Raw genomic sequence first — 21,717 nt, forward strand, 5'->3', positions numbered from 1 at the left:
ATAAGGAAATAAGTATGGCTGGGTTAGCTCAGACGACTATAAGTAAGATTCACCAAGTGTATGATCGCTGGATGCCAAAATTGCCGGCAGAGATTACACCGCGTAATGTACTGATATTTTGCGTCATTTCATTGTTGTGTATTGGTACGGTGATGGTGGCTTCGGCTTCAATGCCTTATGCCGAACGGATGCATGAAAACGAATTTCACTATGTGATTCGTCATGCAATTTCGATCGTGGTGGCTTTTGTTGCGGCGGCAATTACCTATCGAGTTTCACTCAACCTTTGGTTTAAAAATACATTTCCATTGTGGTTGATCACCATTGCTTTATTACTCGCCGTCTTGGTGGTGGGTACAGAGGTCAATGGTTCAACACGTTGGATTCGTGTAGGTGGATTTACCTTGCAGGCAACCGAAGTCGCCAAGGTGATGATGGCCATATTTACCGCAGACTATGTGGTTCGTCGTGCTGAAGAAGTCCGTAATAATATTAAGGGCTTGGTACGTCTAGGTGTGGTGATGTTGCTGACGGTCGGACTGATTATTGCAGAGCCTGACTTAGGGGCAACGGTGGTGATTGCTGTTTCGATGCTGGGTGTGTTCTTCTTGGCTGGCGCACCCATGATTCAGTTCGGCTTTGCATTCGGCGCGATTTTGGTGGCATTTGTATCCTTAATCGTGTTTGAACCATATCGTTATGAACGCTTAATGTCATTCTCAAACCCTTGGGCTGATCCGTTGGGCTCTGGTTATCAATTGTCAAATGCCTTGATGGCCTTTGGTCGTGGTGAATGGTTTGGGGTGGGCTTAGGACATAGTATTCAAAAAATGTCTTATTTGCCTGAAGCACATACTGACTTTATGTTGGCAATTTTAGGTGAAGAATTCGGTTTCTTTGGTATTTCGACCGTTTTGCTGCTCTCGTTTGTGATGTTGATTTGCTGTATTCGTATCGGTCAGCGTGCGCTCAATCATCAATATTTGCGCGCAGGTTACTTGGCTTACGGGATCAGTATTATTTTCTTATTACAGATCTTGGTGAATGCGGGTATGAATATGGGCATGTTACCGACCAAGGGGCTAACGCTTCCATTTATTAGTTATGGTGGTTCATCTTTAATTATGTGTGCGGTGATGATCAGTTTAATTCTCAAAATTGATGCAACCACCAAGGATGCCAATCCAGCGCGAGAAGAGTCTAGTTTTTAATTTTTTATTGAACTTAAATAGACAAGCCATTTGATCACAAATGGCTTTTTTTATGGGTAATTTATTTTGGATTTTGCGTATTGCAATATTTTAATGCTGATCGGGTGGTCTTAAATTTTACCCAATCCCAAGTTTGATAACCGGACTCACTCAGTCGTAATACATCTATCGCTGTTGGGGAATAATAAAACGAAGTTTCCAATACACCATTGGCATAAATCTTGATCTGATGTTTTCCAGAGGTATTTGCAAGTTTAAGTTTGATTGGGGTTTTGTGATCGACCTTGATGATTGCAGAGTGATCAACTTGAACTGAATAAGTTGGTAATGGTTTACCCCATTGTTCACGTGGCGCGCCACTCATTTCATCAACAACAGCAGTTTTAGAAATCGGGGAAATACATAAAATTGCCATTTGTGCATAGACCTGTGTAAGGCCCATGAGCATGAGAAAACTCAGCGTTATTAGTTTTTTTAAAAGGTTCATCTCAATCCTGAATGATGTTGGTATTCTTATGTTGGTATTGTTGCTTAATCAGGGATTACTGATAAATGGATTGTAGCGTTGTCCCTTGAGGAATGCGAGAGATATCCCATTGAGCGACAGCTTGAGCCAACATGAGATCTGGCTGATCTAGGTCTACTGGAGCTTGTCCAAGTGCTATAATCGCTTGTAACAGCAATTCAGGTGCATGTTTGAGATCAAGCGCTTGCGCTAGGTTTTGTTTAGAGAGTTTCTGCCCCAAATGATTCATGGCGAGGGGTAAGTGCATATATTCAAGAACGGGATAACCCAAAAGCTGTCCTAGCCAAATTTGACGTTCAGTATTATCCAATAAATCCGCACCACGCACGACATGGCTGATTTCTTGTAAATAATCATCGACAACGACTGCCAGTTGGTAATTGATAATGCCATCACGACGTTTAAGTACAAAGTCACCCAAATCGTGTTGTAAGTTCGCGCAATGTTGTCCTTGTAAGCGGTCATTGAAACAAATGTTTTGATCAGAAACTTTTACACGAATGGCTTGGTCTTGAAAGTCGAGCTGTTTGTCTCGGCAGGTGCCAGCATAGATATGATTTGAGCCTAATATTTTGCGGGTACATTCACAGGCATAAACACAATGTTTTTGTTTGAGTTGTTCGATTACAGATTGATAAATGTCTAAGCGATGTCGTTGATAAATGATTTCAGCATCGGATTGGAAGCCAAAAGCATCTAGGCATTTTAAAATATGCTGTTCACTATCTGGGTAAATACGTGGGATATCCGTGTCTTCGATACGGACGATCCATTGCCCATGATGCGCTTTAGCGTCGCAATAGCTCGCGACAGCGGTCACTAAGGAACCAAAATGTAACGGCCCTGTGGGTGAGGGTGCAAACCGACCTTTGTATACGGTACTCTTCCTCCCTCCCTTTGGAAAAGAGAGGGTTGGGGAGGAATTTGACACAGTATTAACCGTTATTTTGCTTCTCTTTGATCTCTGCAAGGGTTTTACAGTCGATACATAAAGTTGCAGTTGGTCGTGCTTCTAAACGGCGTAAACCAATTTCGATACCGCAAGTTTCACAGAAACCATAGTCATCATTTTTAATCGCTTCAATAGATTGCTCTATTTTACGAATAAGTTTACGTTCACGGTCACGGGTACGTAATTCGATGGCAAACTCTTCTTCTTGCGTCGCACGGTCATTTACATCAGGTAAAGAAGAAGATTCATCTTGCATTGTATTTAGGGTGCGATCCACTTCCGACATCAATTCTGCTTTCCATGCCAGCAAAATTTTACGAAAATGTTCGAGTTGCCCCTCAGACATGTATTCTTCATTTTTCTTTGGCTGATAAGGCTCGATACCGAATAGACTTGCTGTAGTACCGTTTTCATTGGTCTTCGGCTTGGTTTTACGCACTCGCTTTACAGACTTATCATCTGCAATTGCTGTTTGTTCTTCCAAGACTTGATTTTGGTTGTCATTCGCCATAAAGGGCATTCCTCATCATATACGTATTATCTATACGCAAAAAATATGGTGATATGCAAGTATTTTTATCACTACCAACAGAATGAATCTATCGGGGGCGTCATCATATAGATTTTTTTACCAAGATGAAAGTCACCTAACCCTGAATTCGACTTTCTGCATATCTCGTTGGACGAATAACTTAATAGAAAAAAACCAAAATGAAAAGCTAGTAACCTGAAATTTCTTCATTAATTGTAACTTTGAAGTGATCCAAGCGGTGTACAGAGGTCTCAAATTCACCATTGGCTTTTAAATGTAAGCAACGGTAACCAGGTGCAATCGGATCAAATGAAAACTCTTGGCTGAGGGGTTTAAATTGTACACACGTTGCAGGAGTAGAAATAAACTGTATTCCATTCCACAAGTTATAGGATTCTTGATGGACATGACCATGTAACACAGCTTTGATATTATCAAAGGGTTCGAGTACGGCCTTTAATTCATCGGCATTTTTGAGCTTATGTTGATCGAGCCATTTGGAATGCATATCAAAAGGATTGTGATGACAGGCGATAAGGATAAACTTGTCACGCAATTGTTCCAATAGCCGTTTTAGATGGACCAATTGTTCTGTTTGAATGTTTCCATCGGTACGTCCACCCACAGCACTATTCAACAAAATGATACGCCATTGATCTAACTCAATCACTGCTGGAATAGGTTCTGGCGAATGGAACGGGAACAAGTTTATATTGTCGTGATTTCCCGGAATTTGGTAAAAATCGACACCAAAACGCTGCATATATTCTAAATAGCGCGCATAAGTTTCTGGAAATGCAGCTTGAGCCAAATCACCAGTATGTAAAATCAGATCGATATTTTTATAACGTTGCTGAATATCATCCATGACGGCATGAAAGCTTTCTTCAGGATTAATCCCGACAAACTCTGCATCAGGTTTATCCATCAGGTGTGTATCTGTGATTTGGATAATCACTCTATCTTTATCTGTTTGCGGCAATATCTCTGATTGCATGCCTTTCCCCTAGACATCTTCAAATGCATGCAAGTGCTGTTGTAGCCATTGCAAAGCCATAATCACAGGTGCATTTTTTAAACGATTACTTTTTAATAATAGACTCAAATCTGAATAATCAATGATATGAAGTTGGATATTTTCACCTTCATCTGGCATACCAAACACACCACCTTCAGCAGGTAATGCGGCTTGTGCTACATAGAGATGAAAGATTTCATCACATGCGCCAGCAGATGGATAGAAGCTAAACAGGTGTTTGATTTGGTTTAATTCACATCCAGATTCTTCGATGCTTTCCCGTCGAATGCAACTTTCTGGAGATTCATCTCCATCAAGTACGCCTGCAATGATTTCGAGTTGCCAAGGTGAAATTTCATCATCAATTGCCCCTACACGAAACTGTTCAATCAATGCAAATTTTTGTTGTTGATCATTATAAATCAGTACACCAGCAGCTTCTTTACGGCGAATTAATTCACGTTGAATGGCTGAGGTATATTCAGTTTGATTAAATAATCGGTGTCGCAAGCTCACTTTTTCGACTTGAACAAAACCTTTAAAGGCATATTCACGAGATTGTATTTCTACATCATTATGGGTGTAGGTTGCTTGCTGAATGATGTTCATGTGCACAGTTAGGATGAAACATATTCACTTCATCCTAACTGAGAAATAGTGAAAGACAAAAGTTTTTTTTAATCTTTACACTTTATGGTACAACTTTTGCCCTTGTTCCTGATAAACGGATTTCATGGTTTTGAGACCATCTTCTATAAGCGTTTCGCTATTTACAGGGTGGGCTGCATTTTGTTGATTTTGTGCATAATCTCGCACGTTTTGGGTGATTTTCATCGAGCAGAACTTAGGTCCGCACATTGAACAGAAGTGCGCAGACTTATGTGCTTCTTTAGGCATCGTCTCATCATGCATCGATCTAGCAGTATCTGGATCTAAGCTGAGATTGAATTGATCTTCCCAACGGAACTCAAAGCGTGCCTTAGATAAAGCATTGTCACGAACTTGTGCGCCCGGATGACCTTTGGCTAAATCCGCTGCATGGGCTGCGATTTTATAGGTGATAATCCCGTCTTTAACATCTTTCTTATTGGGCAGACCCAAATGCTCTTTGGGAGTCACATAACACAACATTGCAGTGCCGTACCAACCAATCATCGCTGCACCAATTGCCGAGGTAATATGGTCATAGCCCGGAGCAATATCGGTGGTGAGCGGACCAAGAGTATAGAAAGGTGCTTCCTGACAAACTTCAAGTTGCAAGTCCATATTTTCTTTGACCATATGCATTGGCACATGGCCTGGCCCTTCGATCATGACCTGAACATCATGCTTCCATGCCCGATGGGTCAGTTCACCTAAAGTGCGTAATTCGGAAAATTGCGCTTCATCATTGGCATCCTGAATACAGCCCGGACGTAAACCATCGCCTAAGCTGAAAGACACATCATAGGCTTTCATGATTTCGCAGATTTCATCAAAATGCGTATAGAGGAAGTTTTCTTCATGATGTGCCAAACACCATTGCGCCATGATCGAACCGCCACGTGATACGATCCCCGTTAAACGATTGGCTGTCATCGGCACATAACGTAATAAGACCCCAGCGTGAATGGTGAAATAATCGACACCTTGTTCAGCTTGTTCAATCAGGGTGTCTTTAAAGATTTCCCATGTCAGGTCTTCAGCAACACCATCGACTTTTTCAAGTGCTTGATAAATTGGTACCGTACCAATTGGAACTGGTGAGTTGCGGATAATCCATTCACGGGTTTCATGGATATTTTTACCCGTCGATAAGTCCATGATGGTGTCAGCACCCCAACGGGTTGCCCAAGTCATTTTCGACACTTCTTCATCAATCGATGAACCCAAAGCTGAGTTGCCAATATTGGCATTGATTTTTACCAAGAAATTACGCCCAATGATCATGGGTTCGCATTCAGGATGGTTAATATTGGCTGGAATAATGGCACGGCCTTCAGCGACTTCTTTACGCACAAATTCAGGGGTAATCTCCATGAGGTTGTGTGCACCAAAATTTTGTCCTGCATGCTGGCGCATATCGACACCTTCATGCTGGCGCTGATTTTCACGAATCGCAATGTATTCCATTTCAGGCGTGATGATGCCTTGTTTGGCATAATGCATTTGTGTGACATTGTTGCCTGTTTTTGCACGACGTGGTTTTTGAATATGGGCAAAACGGATTTCAGCAGTACGAATATCTTTCAGACGTTCTTGGCCAAATTTAGAGGTTAAGCTGGCTAAATGCTCAGTATCGGCACGTTCTTCAATCCAAGTTTCACGGACATTGGGTAAGCCTTTATTCAAATCAATGTGTACGTTGGGATCGGTATAAACACCTGAAGTATCATAGACCATAATTGGTGGATTTTTTTCACCACCAAGGCCTGTCGGAGTATCCGTGAGTTCAATTTCACGCATCGGTACTTGAATATCTGGGCGTGAACCTTGAATATAAACTTTTTTAGATGCGGGTAAAATTCGAGTCAGATCTTTGGCTTCTTGCTCGTGTTGAGCCAATTGATCAGCAGGGGATAGATTCGTTAATTGGTTCATTACAATGATCCTTATGAATGACATCAACGAATCAAGCACGACCAAAAACGGTGGCAAATTTAGTCTATTTTATCTGCTAAATCCATCATCAGAATAAAGCGCTATTGCGAAAAAATAGATAAATTATGGGCTGTCAGTTTTTAGATGCTTGATTCCTACGCAGGTCTTAACCTGATCAGGTTCAACGGTACTTTAGTTTAAGTTTTGGCAAGGAGATGCAAAACTGACTAAATCTCAGCGAGGAATTACTCGCGCTCCGTCAAGCGATGTTTAAATCTTAGCATGTTCTCATTGAAAATATGCTGGCATGCAGATATCAATTTCAATTATTTTTTTGAGCCAGAATTTCCTCGACAGATTTTCTAATTTTTTGTTCAAATGCTTCACGTTGTGCTCGGATCTCTTGCTGTTCAGGTGAGTTATCTTCAGGATACTGTCTAGATGGTTTTGGCATTTGCTGCCAAAGCGTTTCACTTGCGTTGATTAAATTCACAAATTTCTGTGCAGTTTGGCTACTTGCAGTTTTACTTTTTGCAATTTTTTCAATCGCTTTGATTGCTTGTTCATCTGCAATTTTATCGTCATCGAACCAAAGCGTACGGGTGTTGTCGTCGCCTTGAAAAAGTGCACTACGGTATTGTTCAATGTTCTCTACGACTTGAGGTTTAAAATGGTTGTTGGGGTAGTCTTTATTAAATTTTTCCCAATATAACAGTCGATTGGCCACTTCATCAAAACTAATTGCTAGCCCTGCATCCATAATATAGTTAGCACCTGTATACTCTTTACGGATCTGTTTAAAGTAGACCTGATCTGATTTTTCTAAATAGGGTGCAAAAATATCCAGATTATATTGTGGATGCTGTACAAAGGTGTATTCACCTTCACCGATATAAAATTTTGCTAAATATAAGTCCTTTGCGTGATCAACTAAATATTTCTCACGCGGTTTTAACTTTTTATACAGTTCTTGTTTTTGTTGAGCTGTCATAGACTGACCGTCTGCAAGTGTATCGGTCATATATTGAAAGACTTCAGGCGAGGCATCGGCAATGAGTTTTTGATAAATGTTTTCAATTTTTGCTTGCCATTGATAACGTGTTTTTAACGGTGCAGATGCGAGGCATTTTTTTAGTAATTGATTGAGGTCATTTAAATCTTCAACGATGACCGTTTTTTCTAATTTTTTGATGCTTGTATCTATCTCGTTACAGTCTTGTGGAAGTGCTGGTATTTCAGCTGTACTGGTCTGAGTCGCTTTAGAAGCTGCTTTAGTTGTCTCAATTGTTTGATTGTTCTCGTGCTTTTGGCAAGCGCTGAATAGGGTACACAGGCAGAGTGTTGTGAGTGATAGATGTTGTTTTAAAGCTTTCATAGTATGACTGTTGTTGTGTATTTTTGAATGTCACAAGGATAATAAAAATTGAGCTAAAATAACATCTAACTGTTAGAACAAATCGCATCACTAAAGCAATCTTTTTTAACATGCTTAAAGTCGATCGGGCTTAAATTTAGATATTGATTGAGCTGGGACAGCGCCAATAATTGAGGGATATTTTCCAGTTTAGTGCGTTCTTTTTCACTAATTTGAATTTTTTGCTGTCTTTGCTCTTTGCTCATCGCTAAAAAATGAACAAACTTCTTGGCCTGAGCTGAAAGCTCACCATCATTGGATTTTGCCAAGCGTTCAATCACCAACCAGCTGGCTGCATCGATATCAGTTTGATTTTCAAAACTGCTCGATATAGGTGCTTCTTCAGTGCCTAAAAACAATAAACTGCTATAGGCATTTTTTAAGAACTGCGCATCATGTAAAAAAGGGCTATTGGGATAAGTTTGCAGATATTCTTGCCAAAACTTAGCTCTTTTTGCAATTTCTTCAGCCTCAATATCGGGTTTGTGGTTTTTAAAAAGCGGTTGGGTATTTTGTTGTGCAAGATTTTCGATAAAAACTTGTTCAGGTGCAGTCAGATACGGCGCGAAAACTTTTGCTAAATATTGTGGGCTTCTCCGATAGACAATTTTATCATCTGTTTGTTCGGTCAATTCGATATACGCTTGGCCTTTGTGACGTAATAAATATTGGTCACGCAGATTAAGTTGTTCAAATTTACTCTGTTGAATGGTCGGGTATGCAGCTTGATCTAAAGCATAGTTTTCAAATGCTTGTTGTTGTTCTGAAGTGCGCTCAATTTGTAAAAATTGTTGATACATACGTTTCGACTGATGCATCAATTCCATTTGTTCCGCAGGTTTCATCAAGGGCAAACACATACGAATATCTTGATTGACTTGTTCTATCGCAAGCGTGGTTCTTTTTGCATTGATTGCCAGCATCTCATTTTTGAGATTTTGGCAAATTTGGGTTAAATCAGGAATTGGATTTTCTTTTTGCGGCGCTTCTTTAGATTCTTTGACAATGTCAGTTGTGGGTTTTTGACACGCGATAACCACCATGCAACTCAAGATAACGAGTATGCCTGAAATGAGAAAATGAAGGGTATTGCGAGGAAATTTCATTCGACCAGCATTTAAAAGAAGCTCAGTTTTGTTCGATGCCATTGTCGCTGAATCGAGGCTAAATAAATGAAATATTTTGTAGTTTTGTGATAATGAAACGTTACTTTTTGCAAGAAACTGAGTCATGTGTCTGATTTAAGATCTGCAAAAATTAAGCTGAGTACAGCATCGTGAATTTGCGATAAATGGATGCTCACAGCAAAGTGACATATGTAAATTCAGCAAATTGTAGTAGTATCTTTACTCTAAATTGCTTTGATCAGAAGTGAAATGAGCGATATTGAGAAATTCATTTGAAAGAAAAATACTTGTCATAAAACATTCATAATGAATATGCTTTAATATTAACCCATAAAAATAGTTTTTGTTGCGTGTGGAGCATCTGACCTTGAGCCCAAGTAATCCTGTATTAAACCATCATATATCTTCTCAATTTAATGAGGACTTACAGGATGTGAATACCAAATTTATGACCATGGGCGGTTTGGTAGAACAACAAGTCGCAAATGCAGTGCATGCTTTATTGGATACCAATGCCAATATGGCGATTGATGTTCAATTTCAAGACAATACAGTCAATCGTTATGAACGAGAAATTGATGAAGCACTGACTTTGATTTTGGCGCGTCGTCATCCAGCTGCAATCGACTTACGTATGGTGATTGCCATGAGTAAAGCCAATACCGATTTAGAGCGTATTGGTGATGAAGCTGCAAAAATTGCCCGTATTGCACAGACTTTATGTGAAGAGGGCGAATCGCCACGTGGCTATATGGAAACACGGCATATTGGCAATCAAGTGCGTGTCATGATTCATGATGCTTTAGATGCTTTTGCGCGTGTGGATGCAGAACAAGCATTAAAAGTTTTGTTGGCCGATGCCGATATTGACCGTGAATATCAATCCGCGACGCGTACACTGATGACCTATATGATCGAAGATCCACGTCATATTAGTCGTGTCATCAATGTGATGTGGGTATTGCGTTCACTGGAGCGGATTGGTGACCATGCACGTAACATCTCAGAACAAGTGATTTATATGGCAAAAGGTTTTGATGCGCGACATACTAGTGTTGAAGAGATTGAGCAAAAAGTTCAAGGTAAATAATTGAATTTAGAATAAGCAAAAAGACCTGAATGATTCAGGTCTTTTTATTTGAAAAATTTAAGATCACAAAAAGAAAATTACACTTGAGCAAGTGCTTGTTCTAAGTCTGCAATCAAGTCATCAATATGTTCAATCCCCACAGATAAACGCACCATATCAATACTCACGCCTGCTGCTTTTAGCTCTGTTTCATTCAGTTGACGATGAGTGGTGGTTGCTGGATGACAGGCTAAACTTTTTGCATCGCCAATATTCACCAGACGCGTAAACAGCTGTAATGCATCGATAAAACGGGTGCCACCTTCACGACCATCTTCAACACCAAAAGACAGAATTGCAGATGGTTTACCTTTGACGTACTTTTGTGCCAAAGCATGTTGTGGATGATCTTTTAAACCTGCGTAGTTGACCCATTTTACTTTTGGATGTGCCTGTAAATATTCAGCAACTTTTTGTGCATTTTCAGTATGGCGTTCCATACGCAAATTGAGTGTTTCTAAGCCTTGTAAAATTAAGAATACGCTGAGCGGGCTGATCGCTGCGCCTGTATTTCTTAATGGAACAACACGTGCACGGGCGATATATGCCGCAGCACCTAAAGCTTCTACATAGTTCACCCCGTGATAACTTGGATCTGGGGTATTTAAGACTTTGAAGCGCTCGGGATATTTGCCCCAAGGGAATTTACCACTATCGACAATCGCACCACCAATTGAATTACCATGACCGCCAATATATTTGGTCAATGAATGCACCACGATATCTGCACCATGTTCAAAAGGTTTTAGTAGAGCAGGTGTTGCAACGGTATTATCCACAATCACGGGTACACCATATTCGTGTGCGATTTTAGCAATAGCATCTAGGTCAATAATATTACCCAGCGGATTGCCAATCGACTCAACGAAAACCAACTTGGTTTTTTCATCAATCAAGCCGCGCAATGCTTCAGGATCTTGGTAATCAAAGAAACGTACTTCAATGCCTTGTTTTGGCAAAGTGTGGGCAAATAAATTATATGTTCCACCATAGAGTGTTGAAACCGATGCAATATTGTCACCCGCTTCTGCAATGGTCTGGATAGAATAGGTGATCGCAGACATACCTGAAGCCAATGCTAAAGCACCAATACCGCCTTCAAGTGCGCTCAGACGTTGCTCAAGCACAGCGGTCGTTGGGTTCATGATCCGTGTATAAATATTACCCTGAACTTTGAGGTCAAATAGATCCGCACCATGTTGGGTATTATCAAAGGCGTAAGAGGTGGTCTGATAAATTGGAACGGCGACCGCTTTAGTGGTTGCTTCTGGTTCATAGCCTGCATGTATGGCAAGAGTTTCGTCTTTATATGTCATGTTCTTCCGTCAACTTTTTATTAAATTTCAATAGAGTGTAACAAATAAATATATGAAGTAAACAAGGGTTTATATATTTTAAAATCATAAAAACAGATAAAGCCAACAATACAGCCCGAGATAAATTGAGTTTCAGCGAGGAAAAACAGACCGAATATGGCTGAGTTTGTGAGCTGTCATTGTGGTGTCATTTGCTGAAACTAGCATAACAAATTCCATAAATTCAGTTATTAAAAACACAATGAAAAAAGCAGCAATAAATAAACTGACCCGCCATAAAAGCACTTTAACTTTAGTCCTCTGTAGTTTACTGGGTTTGACCGCATGTTCTGATGATGATCAAGATTCAACAACACAGAAGACCTTAACCCAAAATATAACATTGGCATTTGGTGATGAAGCCTGTGTAATGGGGGGAACACGTATTCAGAGCGGTTTAGATCGCAATGGCAATGGCAAACTTGAAGCCAGTGAAATCACTAAAACCGAAAACAGTTGTAAGCCCAATTTGTTTGCACAAGGTGTAGCATTGCCATTTAACGTACTGGGACGTTACTCTGCGAATGGTACGACCATTGATAGCTCGTTTGATATTCGTCAGGGTGGTTTTGGTTCTGATGTTGCTGCACATCCAAGTAATAAAAGACAATTTTATGCATTGACTGATCGGGGGCCAAATGCTGACTTTACTGATAAATTATATGGTGCTGGTAAGGTTTTCGCCATTCCAGACTATGTGCCGAAAATTGGTTTATTTGAAGTTCAAGACAATGGTACTGTGAAATTAATTAAAACCATCAATTTAAAAGATATTAATGGAAAAGACATCACGGGATTACCCAACACTTCTGCTTTAGGCGGCACAGGGGAAACACCGTATGATGTCAATGGGAAAGTAATTACTGTAGATCCAACCAAGCCTTACGATGTGGTGAATAATCCAATTCGATTGGATGATTATGGCTTGGATAGTGAAGGGCTCACTGCACTTAACGATGGAACGTTCTGGGTCAGCGATGAATATGGACCGCATATTGTGCATTATGATGCCAATGGTAAAGAAATAGGGCGTATCAACCCATTTAAGGCGGATAAACGCAACAATTGGACTTTGCCGAATGAGTTTAGTTATCGCCGTGCCAATCGAGGGATGGAGGGCTTAACCATTAGCCCAGACCAAAAAACTTTGGTTGGGATTATGCAATCGACCATGAGTTTACCGAATAAAAATGTCAATAAATCAACGTTGACGCGTATTGTGACGATTAATCTTGAAACAGGCAAAGTCGCACAATATTTATATCAGCAAGAGATAGCTGAAAATTCAAACTCTGCCATTATTGCCCTCAGTGCAACACAATTTCTGGTTTTAGAACGAGATGGACTGTTTTATAAAGATACGCCCAATGTGATGAAAAATGTCTATCGTATTGATTTAAGCAAAGCCACCAATTTAGAAGATATTCAAACACAAAATGATGTCAAACAAGATGAAAAGCTTGGTTTAACCATTGCGGGCAAGACCTTAGAAGAATACCAATTGGATAAAGGCTGGGACGGTTTAAAAGCATTTAATATTGTTCCTGCACCTAAAACATTGGTACTGGATATGGGGAAAGCGGTTAAATATCCACATGATAAAATGGAAGGTCTCTGGTTGATCAATAGTACGACACTTGGGATTTTAAATGATGACGATATGGGGCTTTGGAATAATGCCAAAGGCATGGAGCCAAAGTATCTGGATGCGGCACGTACACGTATTGATATCAATACCTTATACATCATGGATAAATTGAATTTAAAAGGTCAATAGTTGCATAACAACAGCCGCCCAAGAGGCGGCTTTTTCTATAACCATCATTTAAAAATAATAGGTTCCTCAATGAAAAAAATAGCCATTCTCACCGTTCTAACAAGTTTAATCACTACAACTACTTGGGCTGTACCGCAAGTGACATCGCGTGAATATAAATTGTTGTTACAGCCAGACAAATTTAGCTATGCCAATGAGTCCGCTAACGTAAATAGCTATATGCAACAAGCCAAAACGGTTATTGCACAACAAATTAACCGTACAGTTTCAGGAACGATGATCTTAGACAAGCAACGCCAAATACGTTTTTATGATTCACCCAGCAGTTGCCTACTCAATAATATGGGCTATAGCTTTCGAGAACGGATTGAAAACGGAGCATCTGAAGTGACGCTTAAATTTAGAAGCTATGATCATTATCTGTCTGATTTTTCCGATTTGAGTAGCTCGACTGCGGGAGCCAAAACCAAGCTTGAAGATGATATCACGCAAACAGCAACACAAGGATTTTTGGTGGGTTCCAGTAAATCCACCACAGTGGCAAATACACGGACAATCAATAAGTTTTTAGACATCCATACGCATTTTCCAAAATTTAAAGAAACCTTTGCCATCAGTGATAATCAGCTGTTATCACCTGTAGGTGGACTCACCCTTTATGAACGAAGTTATCGTGGGGTCAGCATTGATTTAGGCGAGTTTGATGCAGAGGTAGATATGAGTTTATGGTATACCCAAGCACCTTATGCGGGATTAAAACCTGCTGTAGTTGAAGTCTCGTTTAAGTACCAAGACCCAAATGCAAATTACACCAATAAGGTTGTACAACGTGCTGCTATTAGTTTTTCTGCTTTGAAATCATTGTCAAACTACAATGCGCCAAGTTCAACTCAAACCAAGACGCAATTTGTATATCAGTATCAGCCGGATTTTTGTTCGTGATCATGTGTGAGATCGCGATTTGATTACATGCATTGGTGTGGAAAAATGTTTTCTTGATGCTTTTAAAATATCTCAATCAATTGGACAAATCTGAACAAAAATAGATAAATTCAGCGTATAATTGACGGTATTTATTTATTCGCATTTTGCGAATTTCTATTCATTATAGAGGAGTCCTACGTGGCCCAATATATTTACACGATGAACCGTGTGTCGAAGATGGTTCCGCCTAAGCGCGAAATCCTAAAAGACATCTCTTTATCATTTTTCCCAGGTGCAAAAATTGGTGTACTTGGTTTAAACGGTGCAGGTAAATCTACCCTACTCCGTATTATGGCTGGCGTAGATAAAGATTTCTCAGGTGAAGCTCGTGCGCAACCAGGTATTAAAATCGGTTATCTAGAGCAAGAACCACCATTAGATCCAAATAAAGATGTGCGTGGAAACGTTGAAGATGGTTTACGTGAACCATTAGATGCATTGGCACGTTTAGACGAAGTTTTTGCTGAATATGCAGCTGAAGATGCTGACTTTGATGCACTTGCAAAAGAGCAAGAGAAATTAGAAGCAATTATTCATGCTTGGGATGCACACAATCTTAGCAACCAAATGGATCAAGCTGCAGCAGCATTGAATCTTCCAGCATGGGATTCTGACGTAAGCTTACTTTCAGGTGGTGAACGTCGTCGTGTAGCATTGTGTCGTTTGTTATTGTCTAAACCAGACATGTTATTGCTGGACGAACCGACTAACCATTTGGATGCAGAATCTGTATCTTGGTTAGAACGTTTCTTAAAAGACTTTGCTGGTACAATCGTTGCGATTACCCATGACCGTTATTTCTTGGATAACGTTGCAGAGTGGATTCTTGAGCTTGACCGTGGACATGGTATTCCTTACCAAGGTAACTATTCTTCTTGGTTGGAACAAAAGAATGCACGTTTAGAGCAGGAAAATAAACAAGAAGAATCTTTTGCTAAAGCATTGAAAAAAGAATTGGAATGGGTTCGTTCAAATGCTAAAGGTCAGCAAAAGAAAAACAAAGCACGTATGGAGCGCTTTGAGGAGCTTAACTCACGTGAGTTCCAACAACGTAATGAAACCTCTGAAATCTATATTCCACCTGGTCCACGCCTAGGGAATAAGGTTGTAGAAGTTGAAGGCATCAGCAAATCGTTTGATGGCCGTCTACTCTATGAAAACTTATCGTTCACAGTACCACCAACTGCGATTGTTGGTATCGTTGGTCCAAACGGTGCGGGTAAAACCACTTTATTCCGTATGATGACAGGCGAACAGCAACCAGATACCGGTACAGTTGTATTGGGTGAGTCTGTAAAAGTTGCTTATGTTGGTCAGATTCGTGACACTTTAGATAACAATAAAACAGTTTGGGAAGAAGTTTCTGGCGGTTTAGATATCTTAAGAATTGGCGAATACGAGATCGCATCTCGTGCCTATATCGGTCGCTTTAACTTTAAAGGTCAAGATCAGCAAAAACGTGTTGGTGAATTGTCAGGTGGTGAACGTAACCGTTTACAACTTGCGAAGATCCTTCAGATGGGCGCCAACGTAATCTTACTGGATGAGCCATCAAACGACTTGGATATTGAAACTTTACGTGCGCTAGAGGATGCAATTCTTGTATTCCCTGGTACTGTCATGGTGGTATCGCATGACCGTTGGTTCCTTGACCGTATTGCTACACATATCTTGTCATTTGAAAATGAACAGCCAGAATTCTACGAAGGTAACTATGCTGAATATGAAGCATATCGTTTAGCGCGTTTGGGTGATGCTGCTGTGCAAAAACGTACCAAATACAAAAAAATTGGTGGTTAATCACTAATTTTGTAGATCAAAAAAACCAGCTTTCGAGCTGGTTTTTTTATTGTAAATAAAGCCGATAAAGTTGGTGTTGTGCTTCGAGATGACCTTGATTTGCAGCAAGCAATAACCATTTGTATGCATTCTTTTTATCTGGCGATAGGCCGAGTTGGCCTTGTAGGTAAATCATGCCCAATTTATATTGGGCCGTGCTATATCCTTTAAGTGCTGAATGTAAAAAATACCAAATCGCGTTGCGTTGATATTTTTGAATTTTTTCATTTAACAGCTGATCTAAATCAAGAGGGTCACGCTGGTTAAGCGCCAGATGTTCATAACTGGTTGCGCGATGGTAAGTATGCATTGATTCAGACATTTTAAATGCATGATAGGGGCTGGAATAATGATATTTATGGCTGACAATTTGGTTGAGCTTCCGTATTATTTTTATTAAATCCATAATGATTCACGCTTATTTTTATGAAATTACCCTTATAAGATTAAAGCAAATAACCAGAATAAGTAATCCCAATAATCATGATTTTTTTTCATATAAAAGTATTGCTAAACTGATTCGAGATTAATCATTTATTCAATTTTTGATGGCAGTAGGCTTCTTTGAAATTTTTTAAAACCATAAATCAATAAACAGCCCCCTCATCCTAGCCTTCTCCCAAAAGGAGAAGGGACTTTCAATACCAATATGATTCACTCTAAATGATCGTTTTTTGATTGATGAACTAGTAGGCCTATTGAGTTTAAGGCTTGGTACTTTGTATAAAATGAGCTACGAGGAGCTATTTAAAATCATATGGATTGTTTATCAGTTTTATCTTGGTGTTTTAATTCTCGGTATTTTAATTTTTGCTATTTGAATCAGACTAAATCAATTGCATATATAAAAGAATGCCAAAATAACATTCTTCTATATATGTGCGCTCACAATCAATTAGAGGCGCATTTCAATCCCTTGTTCAGCAAGGTATTGTTTCGCTTCAGGAATAGAGTATTGACCAAAATGGAATATCGAGGCTGCCAATACAGCATCGGCACCACCTTTTAAAATACCATCTGCTAAATGTTGTAAATTACCCACACCGCCTGATGCAATGGTCGGAATGGTGACACGATCATTGATTTGACGCATTAAACCAATGTCATAACCCGCTTTCGTCCCATCCGCATCCATAGAGGTAACCAATAATTCACCTGCACCGAACTCTGCCATTTTGACCGCCCATTCAATCGCATCTATGCCTGTTGGTTTACGACCACCATGGGTGAAAATTTCCCATTTATTTTCACCCGTTCTTTTCGCATCGATTGCCACAACAATACATTGTGCACCAAAGCGCTGAGACGCTTCTTGAACGAACTCAGGATTAAATACCGCAGCAGAGTTGATGCTGACTTTATCTGCGCCTGCATTTAATAACAAACGAATATCTTCAACTTTACGAACACCACCACCGACTGTAAGTGGAACAAACACACTTTCAGCCATACGTTCAACCGTACGGTAAGTGGTATCTCGGCCATTTGATGTTGCGGTAATGTCTAAAAAGGTGATTTCATCTGCACCTTGCTCATTATAACGACGGGCAACTTCTACAGGATCTCCTGCATCACGGATATCCAGAAACTGGACACCTTTCACCACACGACCATTATCTACGTCCAGGCAAGGAATAATACGTTTAGCGAGCATAATTTTTTCCAAAAATAACAGGCGATTATGAAAGTTCGTGACTTAGGTGCTACACCTCGATAGTCGAAGCGGTTATTCTATCAAACTTATGTAAGTTTTTTCGCAGGTTTTCTATGTCGGTTTATACCACTTTGAGTTTAAAAGAAGTTCAGCACTTTGCAGCACCTTATGGATTAGAGGTGGTTGAACTTAAACCAATTCAAGGCGGTGTGCAAAATACCAACTATTTTATCATTTGTGCTGATGGAACACAGTTTGTATTAACATTATTTGAAAATATGGATGCACAAGCAGCAGGGGAGTTAATTCCTGTCTTAGAACACTTGGGGCAACAAGGTTTGGCAGTTCCTGTTCCGTTAAAACATAGCGGTCAGTCGATTCATAGCTTAAAAGATAAGCCTGCACAAATTGCGCCACGGATGTCAGGTAAACATCCCATGCCTTCTACAATCGCTCAAGTTGAGCAAATTGCTGTAGCACAGGCCAAAATGCATGTGGCGTTACAAGACTTCCCATTACAGCGTCAAGTGGCGCGTGATCATGCCTATTGGTATAACGTTGCTCAACAAATTAAACCAACGTTGGATGTGGCGGATAGTGCTTTGCTGAATAACCTTTTAGGTTTATATGAAGCACTGACCATGATGTATCCAAATCGACCGAAAGGTTTTATTCATTCGGATTTGTTCCGTGACAATACTTTGTTTGAAGGTGATGAGTTAAAAGGCATTCTTGATTTTTATGAAATGAATCAAGATGAATTACTTTTTGATATTGCGATTACCTTAAATGACTTTTGCACAGAATATCCGAGTGTTCGCTTGAATGAAGCCAAAGCAACGGCTTTCTTAAATGCATATACTTCGATTCGTCCTTTGACTGAAGATGAAAGAGCTTGTTTAGAGTTATATTTGGCGATGGCCGCAGGTCGCTTTTGGATGATGCGTTTACAAATCGCTCAGATGAATGCCGCTGAAGCACGCACAGGTGATGATATTTTGCAGAAAAATCCGCAAGAAATGCGTAATATGTTGATTGAAAGATTAAAGTTCGTGACTGCTTAATAGTTTTTTGTGGGAAATAAAATGCGTGATCAAGGTCGTTTAGTTGAATGGTTCGATGATAAAGGCTATGGCTTTATTCAACCAAATGATGGTGTAAAAGATCGCGTATTTTTACACATCAAAGATTTTGCACAAAAAGGGCCACGCCCAATCGTGGGCTGTGCCCTTGAATATGTGGTGCAATTAGATGGTCAAGGGCGTTATAAAGCAAAACAAGTCACGTATTTAAAAGCCACACAAATGGCGAAAGTGACAAGCCAGCAAGCGGCTAAAGCCAAGCAGTTGCATGCAGCAAAGCAGGCTAAATTACAGCCGATGCAAATTCTGTGCGCTGTTTATATTATTGCTTTGGCAATCTTGAGCATAAGCGGTTTGCTCAATGGTATGTTTATTCTTTTTGTCAGTATTATCAATGTGATGACCTATTGGTTTTATGCACAAGATAAAGAAGCCGCACAGAGCAATCAGCGTCGTGTTCCTGAAAATACCCTGCATATTTTAGCTTTTTTAGGTGGTTGGCCTGCAGCTTGGTTAGCACAGCAACGCTTACGACATAAAACACAAAAACAACCCTTTAAAAAGATTTATTTGTGTACCATATTCTTTAATATTTTATTGATTTTATGGTTAATTTCGCCTTTGAATATGTTTAAGATTTAAACGGGCGTTAGCAAATTGAAAAGGGCTTACAATGAATAATTATGTTGATCCAAATAATAGTAAATCTCTGACTTTAATTTTATATATCCTTTATATTGTTGCAATTTTTTCTGCGGGAATTCTTGCAATCATTGCATTGATTATCAATTATGTAAAATTGAATTCAGTCCGTGGTACGATTTTCGAAAGTCATTTTAGATGGCAAATTCGCACTTTTTGGTGGTATTTAGTCTGGACGGTAATTGCATTTATTCCGTTTATTTTTCTATTTTTCACCATGGATAATGTCAATGCCTTTGCCGGTGTTGCTGTGGGTGCTACAATTTTTTGTGCTGCCACTTTATTTATTTCTTGGATATGGATTGTCTATCGCGCCATTCGAGGCATTATTGCGCTGAATGATGATCAAGCCTTACCAATATAACTGAATCAATAATGCTTGATGGATCTTGTTGCCGAGCAATACAGCTTGATCAAAGCGTAATTTTAGTGAAAACAGCGTTCTGATTAAGAACGCTGTTTTTCTATCTCAACTGAGTTTTCTTTAAGCTGCCGTGTGTATAAAAATTTGGGTCTCCATTCACTGATGATCACCCCCAATACCACAAGTAAACCGCCAAAAAGAGCCAGCAATGGCAAGCGCTCACCTGCAATTCTGCCAAATAAAGCCGCCCAAACTGGTTCGCCAGCATAAATCACGGCCGCTTGAGAAGGATCGACAGAGCGTTGTGCCCAATTCATCGTCAATTGTAATAAAGCACTGGTTAAGCCCAGTCCAACTGCAAGCATCACCAATTGCCATGAAAAGGGTGGAATATGCAGCTCACCGACAAAAGGCATACTGGCAAATGAAATCAATGAAGCAAAGGCAAGCTGAATCACCGTTACACGCTGAATATTGACCTTCCCTGCAAAGTGCCCGATGAGAATAATCTCCATAGCAATTGCAAACGAACCAACCAATGTAACGATTTGCCCCGTATTTAAATCAATGTGATGAAAACCATTTCCTGTCAAAAAAATTAAACCGATAAACGCCAGTAAAACACCGAGCCAAGTCATGATATGTGGTCTTTTGCGAAAAATCACCCAGATAAGAATCGGTACAAGGGGGACATATAATGCTGTTAAAAAGGCAGACTCACTGCTGCTGATGGTTTGCATACCGACAGTTTGCGAGCCATACCCTGCGGCAATCATACCGCCAATCAGTGCACCAGCGATGAGTTCTTTTAAATTGATACCTTTTAGATATTTATAAGACAGTAATCCAACAGCAATAGTCGCTGCAGCAAAACGACAACCGACAAAAAACATAGGAGAACTATAGTTTAGGGCATAATGTACAATGACAAATGTACCACCCCAAATCATGGTCATCAGAATCAGTGCAATTTGAGGCGTTCTAGACTTTAAAAATAAAGCGAGGGGAGAGGAAGACATAAAATAAAGTAATGTAGAAGAGCAGGGCTATTTTACGCGAAAGCGCAGTATTGTGCAGATGTTAAGCTGAGTAATCGGGTATTTAAATCACTCAATTGTCATGCAGTCGTGCTAGCATATTGAATTAAAATTTTGATAAAGAGAAATAAATCATGGTGATCGAACAGGCTTTATTTCATATTGTTGATGGTCAACAAATGGCTTTTGAAAAGAAATTTTATGAATTATCAGACACCTTCCGGAATGCCCAAGGTTGTGAAAAATTTAAATTGATTCGTGGTATAGAAGACAATCAAAAATATATTCTACAAATTCACTGGATTGATCTTAAAACCCATACAGATGTTTTTATGAAAACAGATGAATTTAAACAGTGGTTTACGGCAATGAAGCCCTTTTTAGCAAGTAAAATTGAAATGCAACATTTTGAAAATACATTGGTTTAAATATCG

21 protein-coding genes and 1 riboswitch are annotated in these 21,717 nt (G+C 39.7%); of the genes, 9 read left to right on the forward strand and 12 right to left on the reverse strand.

The features are described 5' to 3' along the window. Nucleotides 1-14: 14 nt before the first annotated feature. A complete protein-coding gene (gene ftsW, locus PYV58_RS01115; RefSeq protein ID WP_004725295.1) occupies nucleotides 15-1,211 on the forward strand; it encodes a putative lipid II flippase FtsW in 1,197 nt (398 codons plus the stop codon). A gap of 61 nt (nucleotides 1,212-1,272) precedes the next feature. Here ftsW and PYV58_RS01120 read toward each other — a convergent pair whose 3' ends face one another. The 8 genes from PYV58_RS01120 to PYV58_RS01155 form a co-directional block, all read right to left on the reverse strand. Continuing rightward, nucleotides 1,273-1,698 (reverse strand): hypothetical protein, encoded by a 426-nt coding sequence (locus tag PYV58_RS01120; protein WP_004816560.1) that lies wholly within the window; start codon nucleotides 1,696-1,698, stop codon nucleotides 1,273-1,275. A gap of 55 nt (nucleotides 1,699-1,753) precedes the next feature. Further along, on the reverse strand, nucleotides 1,754-2,668 hold the full coding sequence (gene gluQRS / locus PYV58_RS01125) for a tRNA glutamyl-Q(34) synthetase GluQRS (RefSeq protein WP_034612640.1): 915 nt from the start codon (nucleotides 2,666-2,668) through the stop codon (nucleotides 1,754-1,756). A gap of 4 nt (nucleotides 2,669-2,672) precedes the next feature. Beyond that, nucleotides 2,673-3,200, reverse strand: coding sequence for an RNA polymerase-binding protein DksA (dksA, locus tag PYV58_RS01130; protein WP_004725300.1), 528 nt, complete (start codon nucleotides 3,198-3,200; stop codon nucleotides 2,673-2,675). 208 nt (nucleotides 3,201-3,408) lie between these two features. Further along, the gene (gene cpdA / locus PYV58_RS01135) at nucleotides 3,409-4,218 is read right to left on the reverse strand and encodes a 3',5'-cyclic-AMP phosphodiesterase (protein WP_004816563.1); all 810 of its coding nucleotides are present in this window, start codon (nucleotides 4,216-4,218) and stop codon (nucleotides 3,409-3,411) included. A 9-nt stretch (nucleotides 4,219-4,227) separates the two neighbouring features. Next, nucleotides 4,228-4,848 (reverse strand): NUDIX domain-containing protein, encoded by a 621-nt coding sequence (locus PYV58_RS01140; RefSeq protein WP_004816566.1) that lies wholly within the window; start codon nucleotides 4,846-4,848, stop codon nucleotides 4,228-4,230. Nucleotides 4,849-4,923: 75 nt separating this feature from the next. Further along, a complete protein-coding gene (thiC, locus tag PYV58_RS01145; RefSeq protein ID WP_034612636.1) occupies nucleotides 4,924-6,819 on the reverse strand; it encodes a phosphomethylpyrimidine synthase ThiC in 1,896 nt (631 codons plus the stop codon). Between the two features lie 135 nt (nucleotides 6,820-6,954). After that, nucleotides 6,955-7,088, reverse strand: a riboswitch (TPP riboswitch). 53 nt (nucleotides 7,089-7,141) lie between these two features. After that, nucleotides 7,142-8,194, reverse strand: coding sequence for a hypothetical protein (locus PYV58_RS01150; protein ID WP_034612631.1), 1,053 nt, complete (start codon nucleotides 8,192-8,194; stop codon nucleotides 7,142-7,144). 65 nt (nucleotides 8,195-8,259) lie between these two features. Next, on the reverse strand, nucleotides 8,260-9,465 hold the full coding sequence (locus PYV58_RS01155) for a hypothetical protein (RefSeq protein ID WP_004725311.1): 1,206 nt from the start codon (nucleotides 9,463-9,465) through the stop codon (nucleotides 8,260-8,262). A 262-nt stretch (nucleotides 9,466-9,727) separates the two neighbouring features. Between PYV58_RS01155 and phoU the strand changes: the two genes are divergently transcribed. Beyond that, a complete protein-coding gene (gene phoU / locus PYV58_RS01160; protein ID WP_004725313.1) occupies nucleotides 9,728-10,450 on the forward strand; it encodes a phosphate signaling complex protein PhoU in 723 nt (240 codons plus the stop codon). Between the two features lie 77 nt (nucleotides 10,451-10,527). On the opposite strand, the gene PYV58_RS01165 is transcribed toward phoU, so the two are convergent. After that, nucleotides 10,528-11,805, reverse strand: coding sequence for an aminotransferase class I/II-fold pyridoxal phosphate-dependent enzyme (locus tag PYV58_RS01165; protein WP_004725315.1), 1,278 nt, complete (start codon nucleotides 11,803-11,805; stop codon nucleotides 10,528-10,530). A 241-nt stretch (nucleotides 11,806-12,046) separates the two neighbouring features. On the opposite strand from PYV58_RS01165, the gene PYV58_RS01170 reads away from it, so the two are divergent. From PYV58_RS01170 to ettA, 3 genes are all read left to right on the forward strand, one after another. Then, entirely contained in the window at nucleotides 12,047-13,621 is a 1,575-nt protein-coding gene (locus PYV58_RS01170; RefSeq protein WP_034612626.1) for an esterase-like activity of phytase family protein, read from the forward strand. A gap of 69 nt (nucleotides 13,622-13,690) precedes the next feature. After that, nucleotides 13,691-14,563 carry a hypothetical protein gene (locus tag PYV58_RS01175; RefSeq protein WP_034612623.1) on the forward strand — a complete coding sequence of 291 codons (873 nt, stop codon included), beginning with the start codon at nucleotides 13,691-13,693 and terminating at the stop codon, nucleotides 14,561-14,563. A 180-nt stretch (nucleotides 14,564-14,743) separates the two neighbouring features. Continuing rightward, a complete protein-coding gene (gene ettA, locus PYV58_RS01180) occupies nucleotides 14,744-16,405 on the forward strand; it encodes an energy-dependent translational throttle protein EttA (RefSeq protein WP_004816581.1) in 1,662 nt (553 codons plus the stop codon). 46 nt (nucleotides 16,406-16,451) lie between these two features. Here the strand turns inward: ettA and PYV58_RS01185 are convergent, their stop codons facing one another. After that, a complete protein-coding gene (locus PYV58_RS01185) occupies nucleotides 16,452-16,766 on the reverse strand; it encodes a sel1 repeat family protein (protein ID WP_227504220.1) in 315 nt (104 codons plus the stop codon). 573 nt (nucleotides 16,767-17,339) lie between these two features. Continuing rightward, the gene (hisF, locus tag PYV58_RS01190) at nucleotides 17,340-18,101 is read right to left on the reverse strand and encodes an imidazole glycerol phosphate synthase subunit HisF (protein WP_303576666.1); all 762 of its coding nucleotides are present in this window, start codon (nucleotides 18,099-18,101) and stop codon (nucleotides 17,340-17,342) included. A 110-nt stretch (nucleotides 18,102-18,211) separates the two neighbouring features. On the opposite strand from hisF, the gene PYV58_RS01195 reads away from it, so the two are divergent. From PYV58_RS01195 to PYV58_RS01205, 3 genes are read left to right on the forward strand one after another with little or no spacing between them, the layout of a single operon-like run. Beyond that, the gene (locus PYV58_RS01195) at nucleotides 18,212-19,162 is read left to right on the forward strand and encodes a homoserine kinase (protein WP_004725326.1); all 951 of its coding nucleotides are present in this window, start codon (nucleotides 18,212-18,214) and stop codon (nucleotides 19,160-19,162) included. 21 nt (nucleotides 19,163-19,183) lie between these two features. Continuing rightward, nucleotides 19,184-19,822 (forward strand): DUF1294 domain-containing protein, encoded by a 639-nt coding sequence (locus PYV58_RS01200; RefSeq protein ID WP_034612616.1) that lies wholly within the window; start codon nucleotides 19,184-19,186, stop codon nucleotides 19,820-19,822. 31 nt (nucleotides 19,823-19,853) lie between these two features. Then, entirely contained in the window at nucleotides 19,854-20,246 is a 393-nt protein-coding gene (locus PYV58_RS01205) for a hypothetical protein (protein WP_004725331.1), read from the forward strand. 83 nt (nucleotides 20,247-20,329) lie between these two features. On the opposite strand, the gene PYV58_RS01210 is transcribed toward PYV58_RS01205, so the two are convergent. Continuing rightward, nucleotides 20,330-21,265, reverse strand: a complete 936-nt coding sequence (locus PYV58_RS01210) for a DMT family transporter (RefSeq protein WP_004816588.1) — start codon at nucleotides 21,263-21,265, stop codon at nucleotides 20,330-20,332. A gap of 152 nt (nucleotides 21,266-21,417) precedes the next feature. Between PYV58_RS01210 and PYV58_RS01215 the strand changes: the two genes are divergently transcribed. Next, entirely contained in the window at nucleotides 21,418-21,711 is a 294-nt protein-coding gene (locus PYV58_RS01215; RefSeq protein WP_004725336.1) for an antibiotic biosynthesis monooxygenase, read from the forward strand. Nucleotides 21,712-21,717 lie beyond the last annotated feature (6 nt).

Source organism: Acinetobacter sp. TAC-1 (assembly GCF_029025845.1).
GTDB classification, from domain to species: Bacteria; Pseudomonadota; Gammaproteobacteria; order Pseudomonadales; family Moraxellaceae; genus Acinetobacter; species Acinetobacter guillouiae.

Coding starts and splice junctions, on each gene's coding strand:
- ftsW (WP_004725295.1), top strand. CDS start 15: ATGGCTGGGTTAGCTCAGACGACTATAAGTAAGATTCACCAAGTGTAT.
- PYV58_RS01120 (WP_004816560.1), bottom strand. CDS start 1,698: ATGAACCTTTTAAAAAAACTAATAACGCTGAGTTTTCTCATGCTCATG.
- PYV58_RS01195 (WP_004725326.1), top strand. CDS start 18,212: ATGTCGGTTTATACCACTTTGAGTTTAAAAGAAGTTCAGCACTTTGCA.
- PYV58_RS01200 (WP_034612616.1), top strand. CDS start 19,184: ATGCGTGATCAAGGTCGTTTAGTTGAATGGTTCGATGATAAAGGCTAT.
- cpdA (WP_004816563.1), bottom strand. CDS start 4,218: ATGCAATCAGAGATATTGCCGCAAACAGATAAAGATAGAGTGATTATC.
- dksA (WP_004725300.1), bottom strand. CDS start 3,200: ATGGCGAATGACAACCAAAATCAAGTCTTGGAAGAACAAACAGCAATT.
- PYV58_RS01165 (WP_004725315.1), bottom strand. CDS start 11,805: ATGACATATAAAGACGAAACTCTTGCCATACATGCAGGCTATGAACCA.
- PYV58_RS01140 (WP_004816566.1), bottom strand. CDS start 4,848: ATGAACATCATTCAGCAAGCAACCTACACCCATAATGATGTAGAAATA.
- PYV58_RS01210 (WP_004816588.1), bottom strand. CDS start 21,265: ATGTCTTCCTCTCCCCTCGCTTTATTTTTAAAGTCTAGAACGCCTCAA.
- PYV58_RS01185 (WP_227504220.1), bottom strand. CDS start 16,766: ATGTCTGAATCAATGCATACTTACCATCGCGCAACCAGTTATGAACAT.
- PYV58_RS01150 (WP_034612631.1), bottom strand. CDS start 8,194: ATGAAAGCTTTAAAACAACATCTATCACTCACAACACTCTGCCTGTGT.
- PYV58_RS01205 (WP_004725331.1), top strand. CDS start 19,854: ATGAATAATTATGTTGATCCAAATAATAGTAAATCTCTGACTTTAATT.
- PYV58_RS01155 (WP_004725311.1), bottom strand. CDS start 9,465: ATGACTCAGTTTCTTGCAAAAAGTAACGTTTCATTATCACAAAACTAC.
- PYV58_RS01170 (WP_034612626.1), top strand. CDS start 12,047: ATGAAAAAAGCAGCAATAAATAAACTGACCCGCCATAAAAGCACTTTA.
- PYV58_RS01215 (WP_004725336.1), top strand. CDS start 21,418: ATGGTGATCGAACAGGCTTTATTTCATATTGTTGATGGTCAACAAATG.
- PYV58_RS01175 (WP_034612623.1), top strand. CDS start 13,691: ATGAAAAAAATAGCCATTCTCACCGTTCTAACAAGTTTAATCACTACA.
- thiC (WP_034612636.1), bottom strand. CDS start 6,819: ATGAACCAATTAACGAATCTATCCCCTGCTGATCAATTGGCTCAACAC.